Consider the following 11,551-nt stretch of genomic DNA (forward strand, 5'->3'; position numbering starts at 1 on the left):
CAATCATAGCTTATTTCATATACAATTAGTGTGGGAATTATAGAATTAATATATTTATAGGAGGCTGTATTATGCTTCACCAAGCCAGAACGATCCTTAAAGAATATTTCGGCTACAGCCAGTTCCGTGAAGGTCAGGAACAAATTATTGAAAATATTTTAGCTGGTCATGATACCGTGGGGATCATGCCAACCGGCGGCGGAAAATCTATCACCTACCAGGTGCCTGCCCTCGTGTTTGATGGCATCACGCTTGTCATTTCACCCCTTATTTCCTTAATGAAGGATCAAGTCGATGCCCTGCAGCAGGCTGGTATTGCAGCAGCCTATATCAACAGCTCCCTTTCTTCTTCTGAAATCAGCCAGAGAATGGGGGAGGCTGCGGCAGGCGAATATAAACTGTTATATCTTGCACCTGAACGTCTAGAGTCGCAGGTTTTTCTTGACGAACTGCTATCACTTCCCGTTTCCCTTGTGGCGGTTGATGAGGCCCATTGTATTTCTCAATGGGGCCACGATTTCAGGCCAAGCTACCTTCGTATCCAAACGCTCTTTCAAAAATTTGAAAAAAAGCCGGTAGTTCTTGCTTTAACCGCCACTGCTACTCCTCAGGTTCGCGAGGATATTTGCAGCACGCTGAATATTCCTGAGCAGCACACCGTTATCACTGGGTTCGAACGGTCTAATTTAAGTTTTCAATTAATAAAGGGACAGGATCGACTTCATTTTTTATTGAATTATATCCAAAAAAATGCCCAGGAAGCCGGCATCATATATGCTGCTACGAGAAAAAATGTAGAACAGCTTTTTGAAAAGCTGCAAAAATCCGGGATTGCAGCAGGGAAATATCACGCTGGATTAAGCGGGGATGAAAGAGACTCTGAGCAAGAAAAGTTTTTGAATGACGAAGTCCAGGTAATGGTGGCCACTAATGCTTTTGGTATGGGTATTGACAAAAGCAATGTTCGATACACGATACATTTTCAGGTACCGAAGAATATGGAAAGCTATTATCAAGAGGCCGGCCGTGCCGGAAGAGATGGCCTGCCTAGTGAGTGTATTTTGCTTTTTTCAGAGCAGGACGTCCAGCTTCAACGATATCTTATAGACCAGTCTGACTCTGTATCGCATAAGCAGAATGAGCTAGAAAAACTCCAGTCAATGAGGGAATACTGCTATACTGAAAATTGTCTGCAGGGATTTATTATGAACTACTTTGGTGACAGAGATATAAAGCCGTGCGGAAGGTGCAGCAACTGCCTGGATGAACGTGTGTCTGTAGATGTAACGAGGGATGCACAAATGGTGCTGTCGTGTATTATCAGGATGAATGAGCGATTCGGTAAAACACTGGTTGCACAAGTGCTGACAGGTTCTTCTAATAAAAAGGTATCTGAACTTGGCTTTAATAAGCTTACAACCTTTGGACTTCTGAAAGAACGCAGTGTAAAGGACGTAGCCGAGTTTATTGATTATTTAACCTCCGAACAATTTATCGGCGTTACCGGCGGCCAATTTCCTTTATTGTTCGTCACAGACAAGGGGAAGTCGGTCCTTAAGGGACATAATAAGGTTAATAGAAAAGAAACGGTTCAGGTCATTGAAGTCATTAAAGCAGATGGCTTATTTGAATCTTTACGAAGTCTAAGAAAAGAAATAGCCGCTGCCGAAGGAGTTCCACCATTTGTTATTTTCTCAGATCTGACTCTTAAAGACATGTGTTCAAAGCTGCCTGTTACGCTTGAACACATGGGTGAGGTTAAGGGTGTAGGAGCCCAGAAGTTAGACAAATACGGGAAGGATTTCATAGAGAAAATACAGGAATACCTGACAGAACATCCAGAACACGAACCTGTTATTGAAACTGTTTCAGCAGCACCAAAGAAAAAGAAAGCGGCTGCTACAGAAAATTCTTATCTAGAAAGCTATGAAAGATTCATGGCAGGCGAGTCGATAAAAGATATATCAAAGGCAAGGGATCTTTCCAGCAATACGGTAGAAAATCATATTGTCCGCTGTGTGGAGGAAGGAAAGCCTCTTATTTGGGAAAACTTGTGGACAGCTTCTCAGGAAATCGAAATAGAAGAGGCCGCCAGGAGTGCAGGTACCGATTTTTTAAAACCAATTAAAGAACTGCTGCCTGCCGAAATCAGCTATTTCATGATTAAGGTATGGTTGGGAAAAAACAAAGCGTCTTCATCTATTAAAATTTGACACAATTTCAGATAAACCCTTAAAGGATATTGCGAAGTATAGTATATTAAGTATATAATAGGAAAAAAATGCTATATTTAAAGAAAAAAATCAAAAATGAGCAGAAATTGTCTGAAATGGAAAGTCAGCCAACTTGAACATTTTTGATAATCATTAGGGGGCAGATTATGTTAAAAAGAAGTTTAGTATTTGTATTCGCTATGTTATTCACATTGTCTTTTGGATCCATGGCGTTCGCGAGTGAAGACCAACAAACCGATATTTCCAAGGGTTTACAAATTATTGAAGAAGCTAACGCAGCTATCGATTATTTAATTTCTGAGGCAGTAGAAAAAAGTGCTGCTTTGCAATCTGAACATCTTGAAAAAGTCAGCAACCTGCAAAATGATGCAGCTTTGACAGATGCTGAAAAAGAAGTGAAAATTACAGAAGAGACACAGAACTATAATGCTGAGTTAGATGAACTGATTGTAAAGCTTCAGGACACAGCAGTTGAACTGACAAACGAGGGTATTGAAAAAGCAGCGGAATATGGAGTTTATGGGCAGTGCGAATGGAAGCTTGTAGAGATTGCCGACCGTGCTGTTTGGGTTGATCCTATAAGAGTTATTGGGTGGGAATAAACCAAGAGTAACCATATATACATAAAAAGAACGAGTTCTATTAAATTAGGACTCGTTTTAAACTTATAGGAGTCGGATAAAATGGAAGGGCTACAAATAAGGAAAAACGGAGACTTTATTGAAAGGGTTCTATTAGGAACTACCGAATTAAGGCTATTAAGCAGCAATAGTGGTTTGGAAATTATGCAGCAGACCATTTATAAAGACCGTATGTTTTACCTGTACGCCGGTGACAGTACTGGAGTTACAGAGTTTGTCTATATTCTTAATGGCAAAATGGAAGGCGAACTTAACAAGGAAGCAATTGTTCTCCAAGCCGGAGATTATTTTGAAGTTAGGGGACTAACTGAACCGGTTCATTTTACCGCCAAAACTGATGTTACCTTTCTATGGATTACTACCGAACAATCATATTCCAATGTTAGTGACGAAATTAATATCCTGAAAGAACTTGTGTCAAAGGTAGAAGAAAAAGATAGATACACATCATTACATAGCGATCGTGTGGCAAAATATTCAGTACAAATTGCTAAACAGCTTAATCTTTCAAATGAGCCGCTTCACTCGCTATATTTAGCTGCCAGCTTCCATGACGTTGGGAAAGTACATGTTCCTGAAGAAATCTTAAACAAACCTGGCCGGTTAACTAAGGAAGAATTTGAAATTATAAAAAAACATCCTGTAGACAGTGTGGATATGGTAAAACATATTTATAGCGGCAAAGTTACAAAAATCATCGAACAACATCATGAAAGGCTAAATGGCTCAGGCTATCCCTACGGTCTAAAGTCTGAGGAAATTCTATTTGAATCTAAAATCATCGCTGTAGCCGATACATTCGATGCAATGACTGAAGATCGGGCATATAGAAAGGCCTTTACAGCTCAATATGCTTTGGATGAAATTAAAAGCATGATAGGCAGTCATTATGATGAAGAGGTTGTAGCAGCTTTTGAAGCAGTTTTAATAGAAGAGGGTAAAATAAAAAAATAGCTTGTAAATATATGAACCAGCAATACTTCATTTGAAGTCTTTGCTGGTTCTTTGTTTAGCTATGCTTGAAAAATTTCGCTTATCTTTCTGCTTTCTTCTTCAGTCAGCTTCACATTCAATGTTTTTAAGTTATTCAGAACTTGTTCTGGCTTTTTGGCCCCTGGTATTAAAACGTCGATCGAGTCGCGGGTCAGGTACCAGGCCAGAACCACGTGAGCGGTATCTGCGCCTTTTTCTTCAGCTATTTGGCGTACTTGTTCTACTTTTGCAAGATTCCGGATAAAGGCTTCTCCCTGGAACATTGGATTTTTTGCCCGTCCATCTTCAAATTTTGTATCTTTTGTATATCTTCCGCCCAGTAATCCTGCAGCCAGCGGAAAATAGGGAATGAAAGAAATGCCATTCTCAGCTGTATATGGAAGCAGATCTTGTTCAGCCTGCCGCTTGAACAGATTATACTCGGATTGTAAAACATCTACATAGCCATCTTTATTTGCTTCTTGTAATTGCTCCAGGGAGAAATTCGAAACTCCGATGGATCGTATTTTTCCTTCGTCTTTAAGTCTCTTTAGTGCCCCGACTGCTTCGTCCTTTGGTGTATGTTCATCAGGAAAATGGATGTAAAATAAGTCTATATAGTCGGTTCCCAGACGTTTGAGGGATCCTTCAACAGCACTTTTTAAAAAGGCAGGAGAGTTATCCATCACGATCTTGCCGTCTGAAAATTTGTGTGCACCTTTTGTGGCTATGACCACTTTATCACGGTTATTCGTTTCTTTCAGTACTTCACCAATTAGTTCTTCTGAACGCTCAGGGCCATAAATATAAGCAGTATCCAAGAAATTAATTCCTTCTTGAATGGCGGTCCTTACTACCTGCTTCCCAGTTTCTTCACTCAGGTTAGGGTAGATATTATGTCCGCCGACTGCATTTGTGCCTATGCCGATTGGATTAACATAGATACCGGTTTTTCCGATTTGTACTTGATCTGCCATGTGAACATCTCCTTTATGTAGATTACTTCCATTCTAACGAACTTTGGATAGAAAAATAAAATAGTCAGCTTGATAAATATTCCTTTACCTTTTACGTCGGAAAGAATACCTTTTGGATTATGTGCTGAAGCTATTTATACTAATATTGATACAAGATATTAGAACATAATAGAGAGACAGAAGAAAGTATTTTTAAATGTAGCTTTTTACTTCAAACTGCATGTTTTATTTGTGAATGAACTAAGGAACTGATAGAAAACATTATTTTTAATAAAATAAAACGTACGAGTATCTCATTTCACTTTAAAAGAAAGAGGTGAGGATGACATAATGTCCATATTGAAGGAAACAACACAGAATGAAATGGAAGAAATCCTAAAAAGGCAGAAGGACTATTTAAATAAACAATCGACTAAATCGATTGATTTTCGTATTGATCAGTTAAAAAAGTTAAAAGGGCAGATAAAAAGCTACGAGCAGGAAATTTTTGCTGCTCTAAAAGAGGATTTGAATAAATCGGAATTTGAATCCTACCTTACTGAGATTGGGATCTTGTATTCAGAGATTGATTTCACTTTAAAAAATGTCCGGAAATGGACAAAAGCAAAAAAAGTGAAGACGGCCTTAACTCACTTTGGGTCAAGGGGATATATCATACCCGAGCCTTATGGTACTGCGCTTATCATTGCTCCGTGGAACTATCCCATCCAATTAGCTCTTTCGCCTCTCATTGGGGCCATAGCTGCTGGCAACACAGCCATCATTAAGCCTTCTGAACTTACGCCACATGTCTCAAAAGTAATCAGCGATTTAATCCGTTCTGCTTTTCCGGTTGAGTATATAGCTGTAGTTGAAGGCGGAGTTAAAACAAGCCAGTCATTATTAAAGCTGGATACGGATTATATTTTCTTTACAGGCAGCGTAAACGTAGGGAAGGCAGTCATGGAAGCTGCTTCAAGACGGCTTATCCCGGTTACTCTTGAATTGGGCGGGAAAAGTCCATGTATTGTACATAAAGATGCGAACGTAAAGCTGGCGGCAAAAAGAATTATCTTTGGGAAGTTTACAAATGCCGGCCAAACCTGTATAGCGCCTGATTATCTATTCGTTCATAAGGAAATCAAAGAAGAATTAATCGATGCGATGAAGCTAATAATCAGAGAATTTTACGGGGACAGCCCGGTTACTCATGACAGTTATGGGAAAATCGTCAATTCTTTTCACTTTAACCGGCTTCAGGGCTATCTGGGTAATGGCCGTATTCTAACAGGCGGGGAATATGACGAAGGCACATTGAAAATAGCACCCACAATTATGGATGACGTTGATTGGGATTCGCCTGTTATGCAGGAAGAAATCTTTGGACCTATTTTTCCTGTATTAGAATACAGCAGCCTGGATGAGGTCATATCTTCCATTAACAAGCGGCCAAAACCGCTGGCTTTATACCTTTTTACAGATAGCAGTGCAGTCGAGGACCAAATTACCGGCAGCATCTCATTCGGAGGCGGCTCCATCAACGACACATTGATGCATATAGCGACTCCATACCTGCCATTTGGGGGAGTGGGAGAAAGCGGGATAGGAAGCTACCACGGAATGAGCAGCTTCCAAACCTTCTCCCATTACAAAAGCATCCTAAAACAAACCAACAAATTCGACTTCTCATTCAAATACCCATCAGCCCGGAGCGGCCTAAAAATCATGCGAAAACTGTTAAAATAGGGGACAGTCCCCTATTTCCCAGAAGAAAAAACCTTTGCGGCGCAAGGGTTTTTTGGTTGATTGATTGGGGACAGTCCCCCATTTCCCAAATCTTCATCACTGATAAGGTTTGTGCGTCGGCTAAAATTTAACAGGTATATTTATGTGGGTAATACGGAGGTTTAAGTGGCATAAACTGCTCTTTATGTGGCTAAACAGTATGTTTATGTGGCTATCCCGCTCTTATATGTGGAAGTCAGGGTGCTCCGATCCAACCAGACAAAATAGAATTCTATAATAATATTATGTAAACATTCTACTTTGTATTATACCCACACACCAATCCAAATAGTTAACTAATTATATAAAGCACCCATTCCAAAATTGGAATGGGTGCTCTCAGATCCATTATCTCAGGATAACTAATCTGTCTGTCTTTGTCACCCAGTAACGGTTGGGTTTTTCCCTGTCTTAATTTTTATAGTGCTTCCACGGTGCAGTATAGCGTTAATTTCTCCTCCTAATACAAGTGCAAGGCCTGTCAGGTAAAGCCATAACATTAATACAATGACTCCACCAAGACTGCCGTATGTGGAAGAATAGTTGCCGAAGTTGCTGACATAAAAGGAGAAGCCTAACGAAATCAGCTGCCAGACTACGGTTGCTGTGATAGCGCCGGGCAGTACCTGTTTAAAGGGATAATGTTTGTTTGGCGCCATTTTATAAAGAAAGGCAAGAACAACGATCATTACGCAAATGGCAACAATCCAGCGCAGCACCTTAAATAAAATCTCCATTTCTGCAGGTAAAGGCAGGATGGAATCAATGATATCATATAGTACATTTCCGAAAACGGGCAAAACAAGTGCCACGACAAATGCAACTATAAGTCCTAATGTGAGGAGGATTGATATCAGCCGCTGTTTTATAAAGCTTCTGGTTTCATTTACATCAAATGCAATATTCATTGAATGGATAAAAGCGTTGATTCCATTTGAGGCGGACCATAATGTGCCTAGTATACCGAATGTTAAGAGGCCGCCGTTTCGTTCGCTTACGATTTTTACTACATTGTCTTTGAAAATAGAGGTTGTTTCGGATGGCATGAGAGTTCCCATGACTTTAATGGCTTTCTGTGGATCAATATTTAAATAAGGAACTATGGATAATAAAAGAATCAGCATTGGGAAGAGTGCCAGCATATAATAATAGGATTGTTCAGCTGCCAGCCCCGTTGCTCTGTCATCTTTCATTTCTTTGCCCAGTTTCTTTCCAAAAGAAAACAGGTGCTTCATTAGACATCATCTCCTGGCTTACATAATAAGGAACACAATTAGTTCTCTTTGAGTCCCTTTTTCCCGATTAACATACAGAGTAACCATTTTAAGGCTTAAATTTGATTGTCCATGCAAGAAGAATTTGTTTAGTGTTTAAACTTTAATACACGGGGGAAAACAACATATATCACAAACAAGTTACCTTTTAAGGAGGAATTAACATGAAACAACAATCAGTGGTCGTTAACGAGAAGAACAATAACTTAATGCTTAGAGGCCTTATCATCGGCGGAATTATAGGAGGTGCGTTGTCTCTATTGGATTCACAGACTAGAAAAAAAGTAAAAACAACAGCTGTAGACTTAAAGGATTCTTCGGTTGATATGTTTGCACAAGTAAAAGAAAATCCAGGTGAAATCAAGGAACAAATGATGCAGCGATTCAAAGCCGCTTCTAATTCTCTTAAGGAAGCTATTACAGAGGCACAGGATTTATATGAGATGGTTAACAAAGAGGTATTCGGTAAGGTGAACAATGTAAAGAGCATCACAAATGATACTCTGTACGCGGCTAAAGAAGCAACAGAAGATATTAAGGGCATCACATCAAAAGTAGCTGAAGCTGGACAAAAATTAACAGGTTCCATCCCAGTTCCAACAGGTACTAAATCGCTTGAAGGTGAAACAAATTCTGCTTATGGGACAACCTCAAACGGATATAATACAGGCCAATTGAACTCTCCAAATACAGGACGGTTAAACTAATATAGTATGAAAAGAGCAGAATAAGCGTTCTGCTCTTTTTTTGTGCAAAAAACTGGCTATTAGTCATCTCTTTACAAGCAAATCCTCAACGATTTTCGAAGGATGGTGTGGATGAAGCTGTTCGTGATAAAAATCTACACGATTATGAAAGCTGTTAAATTGTACAGGGTCTTTAAGGATATTTTGCAGCTCGTTTTCAATGGATGAAAGCTTCTTCCAGTTTTCCATAGAAAAAACCAGCCCGAGTTTTTTGAGGTTTTCCACATTGATTTTTTCTTGGCCAGGAAGAGAATGATAAACAAACATTGGTTTTCTTTTATGCAGGCATTCACTGACTGTAACTCCCCCAGGCTTAGAAATTACAGCATCCATTGATTCGTACAGTGCATTCATCTTTTTTCTGCAAGAAATATACTCCAGTGGAAAGATATTTGACCATTTCCGTTCGGAAAGTTTTTTGTAAAGGCCTTTATTTTTCCCGCATAGAACATAAAAATGAGCAGCGCTGCATTCCTGAAGTTTATTTATCAGTTTTTCTAATTCTCCTGCTCCCAGACTGCCTCCGCTGACAAGGATATTGAGAAGTGCTGGATTAACTGGGGCAAACATGACATTAGAGCTCTCTCTAATATCCAGATGGACCGGGATTCCCGTTAGATAAATCTGCTCAGCCCTGACTCCAAGTTTCAGCAAAAACTGTTTCTGAATTTCGCTCGGTACAAAATGGTGGTCAATGTGCTTGATTCCCCAGATATCATGAATGAAATAATCTGTATAAATGTTTAGAACAGGAACTTTCAAGCCGTGCCTTTCTTTTATTTGATTAAGAAGGTAAGAAGGAAGAGCGTGCGTGCAAATAATAAAATCTGGGTTTGATTCTTTTAACAGCCGCTTCATAAAAGGCATAAATAAGATTTCATATAAAGGAAATCTTTTGGATTGACTCCTGTTCTGGCAGACCGAAAATTTATAGATCAGGTTGTACAAAGAGGGAAAGGAATGTATCCATTTTAAATAAATGGCAGATATGAACTTCTCTAATTTCCCATAACTATAAGACAAAAGGTCCACTTTCTCAGTTTCGATCTCCTTATTAATAGTCTCCATTAATGCAGCAGCAACCTGATGGTGGCCGGAAGGAATCTGTAAAAACGGCAAAAATAATATCTTTTTGGATGCAGGGTTATAGGCCAAGTGAATCTCTCCGTTAGAATGCGATTTTCTATTATTTTTTGTGTTGATCCATGTCTGCTAACCTCATTAAATGTTTCCATTTCCATACCATGAATTACCGGATTAGTACCTCGCTTTTGTCATTTATAATGAAGTGAAGGAGTGATACAGATGGTACCTATCTTAATAGCAGTCCTGCTCGTATGCATCGGTATTCAGATTGCCTATAAGAACACCAAGGATATTGCAATCAACCGCATTCAGCTTGAATCCCAGAACGGATCTGCTGAAATAGATTCTGCTCTAACTGTTCTGCAGCTGTCTGATTTGCATCTTGAACATATATCGATATCTCCAGAAGAATTATATAATCACTTAGAAGAAGAACCAATAGATTTAATTGCACTTACCGGCGATTTCCTCGACCGTAAACGGACCATCCCCAAGTTAGCCCCTTATCTAAAAGTACTCAATGATTTAGGCCCGAAATATGGAATTTATGCTGTTTTAGGCAACCACGACTATGTATTGAAGAATGAAAATCTCGATCGCTTAATTTCAACTCTTGAGGAGTTTAATTGCACCGTTCTCCGTAATGAAAACAGAGTGGTGGATATAGAAGGAAGGCCGTTTAATATCATAGGAATTGATGACTTCAGCACTCAAAGAAGCAACATTGCAGCATCCTATCAAGGTATAGCGGGGGGGTCATCTTTAGTTATTACGCATGACCCTAATATAGTGCTTGAAATGCAAGACTTCCATTTCGATTATTTATTAGCAGGCCATTTTCACGGAGGCCAGATTTGCTATCCTAAAGCCTATCACTTAGCGAAAATGGGGAAATTGGTTAAAATGAAGATGATCAAAGGACTTCATGAACAGGATGGCAAGCCATTTTATATAAACGAAGGGCTTGGGCAGACAGGTGTGAATATACGTGTAGGCAGCCGTCCTGAAATCACGATCCATCAGATGCCAGTAAAAGCTGCAGTTAAAGTAGAAACCACAGCGATTTAAGGACTGTTAACTTTTGTTAACAGCCCCCTATACATACCTAATTTCCATATAAGCGTGTTAATTTTTCCTTTGACATAAATAAATAACTAGGGCTTTCCTTGAGCAGACTTCTACCCTTGTTAGAAACTGTAGAAGATAAGAACATAATGGGAAGAAAGGTTGCCCATTTCATCCACTTATAGATTGGATGGGAAATATCTTCAACATCAAAGCCGAGACGGCTGCACGCTTTATTTAAAGATGTAATGCCGATGATTCCTTTTATGTGACTTGAACGCTCATGATTTCCGATGTAACGTTCAATGCCCGGCAAAGATCTTCGTACACTCTGATAGATCATTCTGGCTCTGACGATGTCCGTTTTGACTGTTCTCATTTCTGTGAGAAGCCTCACATTATGCAAATGGATTTTTACAAGGATATCATTCTTTCTTATAATGGTTCCATCCGACAGAGTCACATCTTTTCCTTTATACCGGGTGAGTCTTACTCTGAAAATATTATTACTATTATGGATATCCAAGAGATAAGTCAGCCTGGTAAATCGAAAATAAACGGGGTCCAAAACACTCCAGATTGATAAAATATATCCTCTCATCGTCTTCTTCCTTTGTTTAATTTTGGCTGTTTTCTCAAACTTTGTTGCTATTGAACAAGAGGTTGATTGGAGCACAAGGCATGCTCGCTTTCCGCGGGGCGGGCGGTGAGCCTCCTCAGCTTCGCCTGCGGGGTCTCACCTGATCGAAAAGCGGAGGACGGTGCTTTTCAAGAAAAGATCCATCCAAAAGC

10 protein-coding genes are annotated in these 11,551 nt (G+C 39.5%); 6 read left to right on the forward strand and 4 right to left on the reverse strand.

The window, feature by feature from the left end; genetic code table 11:
- Positions 1-71 precede the first annotated feature (71 nt).
- From recQ to CUU66_RS10050, 3 genes are all read left to right on the forward strand, one after another.
- A complete protein-coding gene (gene recQ / locus CUU66_RS10040) occupies positions 72-2,213 on the forward strand; it encodes a DNA helicase RecQ (RefSeq protein ID WP_101641671.1) in 2,142 nt (713 codons plus the stop codon).
- A 167-nt stretch (positions 2,214-2,380) separates the two neighbouring features.
- Positions 2,381-2,836 (forward strand): hypothetical protein, encoded by a 456-nt coding sequence (locus tag CUU66_RS10045; RefSeq protein ID WP_101641673.1) that lies wholly within the window; start codon positions 2,381-2,383, stop codon positions 2,834-2,836.
- Between the two features lie 81 nt (positions 2,837-2,917).
- Positions 2,918-3,829: an HD domain-containing phosphohydrolase gene (locus CUU66_RS10050; RefSeq protein ID WP_101641676.1), complete on the forward strand. Its 912-nt coding sequence runs from the start codon at positions 2,918-2,920 to the stop codon at positions 3,827-3,829.
- A 59-nt stretch (positions 3,830-3,888) separates the two neighbouring features.
- Here CUU66_RS10050 and CUU66_RS10055 read toward each other — a convergent pair whose 3' ends face one another.
- Complete coding sequence (locus CUU66_RS10055; RefSeq protein ID WP_101641678.1) at positions 3,889-4,824, reverse strand: aldo/keto reductase; 936 nt, start codon at positions 4,822-4,824, stop codon at positions 3,889-3,891.
- 330 nt (positions 4,825-5,154) lie between these two features.
- Here CUU66_RS10055 and CUU66_RS10060 point away from each other — a divergent pair, with 330 nt between their 5' ends.
- Positions 5,155-6,549, forward strand: coding sequence for an aldehyde dehydrogenase (locus CUU66_RS10060; protein ID WP_101641680.1), 1,395 nt, complete (start codon positions 5,155-5,157; stop codon positions 6,547-6,549).
- A gap of 419 nt (positions 6,550-6,968) precedes the next feature.
- Here CUU66_RS10060 and CUU66_RS10065 read toward each other — a convergent pair whose 3' ends face one another.
- The gene (locus tag CUU66_RS10065; protein ID WP_101641682.1) at positions 6,969-7,823 is read right to left on the reverse strand and encodes a YihY/virulence factor BrkB family protein; all 855 of its coding nucleotides are present in this window, start codon (positions 7,821-7,823) and stop codon (positions 6,969-6,971) included.
- A 203-nt stretch (positions 7,824-8,026) separates the two neighbouring features.
- On the opposite strand from CUU66_RS10065, the gene CUU66_RS10070 reads away from it, so the two are divergent.
- Positions 8,027-8,569 (forward strand): YtxH domain-containing protein, encoded by a 543-nt coding sequence (locus tag CUU66_RS10070; protein ID WP_180955236.1) that lies wholly within the window; start codon positions 8,027-8,029, stop codon positions 8,567-8,569.
- A gap of 63 nt (positions 8,570-8,632) precedes the next feature.
- Here CUU66_RS10070 and CUU66_RS10075 read toward each other — a convergent pair whose 3' ends face one another.
- Complete coding sequence (locus tag CUU66_RS10075) at positions 8,633-9,763, reverse strand: MGDG synthase family glycosyltransferase (RefSeq protein ID WP_101641685.1); 1,131 nt, start codon at positions 9,761-9,763, stop codon at positions 8,633-8,635.
- Between the two features lie 150 nt (positions 9,764-9,913).
- Between CUU66_RS10075 and CUU66_RS10080 the strand changes: the two genes are divergently transcribed.
- The gene (locus CUU66_RS10080; protein ID WP_101641687.1) at positions 9,914-10,762 is read left to right on the forward strand and encodes a metallophosphoesterase; all 849 of its coding nucleotides are present in this window, start codon (positions 9,914-9,916) and stop codon (positions 10,760-10,762) included.
- Positions 10,763-10,799: 37 nt separating this feature from the next.
- Here CUU66_RS10080 and CUU66_RS10085 read toward each other — a convergent pair whose 3' ends face one another.
- Positions 10,800-11,360: a YkoP family protein gene (locus CUU66_RS10085; RefSeq protein WP_101641689.1), complete on the reverse strand. Its 561-nt coding sequence runs from the start codon at positions 11,358-11,360 to the stop codon at positions 10,800-10,802.
- Positions 11,361-11,551 lie beyond the last annotated feature (191 nt).

Origin of the sequence: Peribacillus deserti (genome assembly GCF_002863585.1) — a bacterium.
GTDB classification, from domain to species: Bacteria; Bacillota; Bacilli; order Bacillales; family DSM-1321; genus Paraperibacillus; species Paraperibacillus deserti_A.

Excerpts from the sequence above, each read along its gene's own strand:
- recQ (WP_101641671.1), top strand. The coding sequence starts at position 72 with ATGCTTCACCAAGCCAGAACGATCCTTAAAGAATATTTCGGCTACAGC.
- CUU66_RS10045 (WP_101641673.1), top strand. The coding sequence starts at position 2,381 with ATGTTAAAAAGAAGTTTAGTATTTGTATTCGCTATGTTATTCACATTG.
- CUU66_RS10050 (WP_101641676.1), top strand. The coding sequence starts at position 2,918 with ATGGAAGGGCTACAAATAAGGAAAAACGGAGACTTTATTGAAAGGGTT.
- CUU66_RS10055 (WP_101641678.1), bottom strand. The coding sequence starts at position 4,824 with ATGGCAGATCAAGTACAAATCGGAAAAACCGGTATCTATGTTAATCCA.
- CUU66_RS10060 (WP_101641680.1), top strand. The coding sequence starts at position 5,155 with ATGTCCATATTGAAGGAAACAACACAGAATGAAATGGAAGAAATCCTA.
- CUU66_RS10065 (WP_101641682.1), bottom strand. The coding sequence starts at position 7,823 with ATGAAGCACCTGTTTTCTTTTGGAAAGAAACTGGGCAAAGAAATGAAA.
- CUU66_RS10070 (WP_180955236.1), top strand. The coding sequence starts at position 8,027 with ATGAAACAACAATCAGTGGTCGTTAACGAGAAGAACAATAACTTAATG.
- CUU66_RS10080 (WP_101641687.1), top strand. The coding sequence starts at position 9,914 with ATGGTACCTATCTTAATAGCAGTCCTGCTCGTATGCATCGGTATTCAG.
- CUU66_RS10085 (WP_101641689.1), bottom strand. The coding sequence starts at position 11,360 with ATGAGAGGATATATTTTATCAATCTGGAGTGTTTTGGACCCCGTTTAT.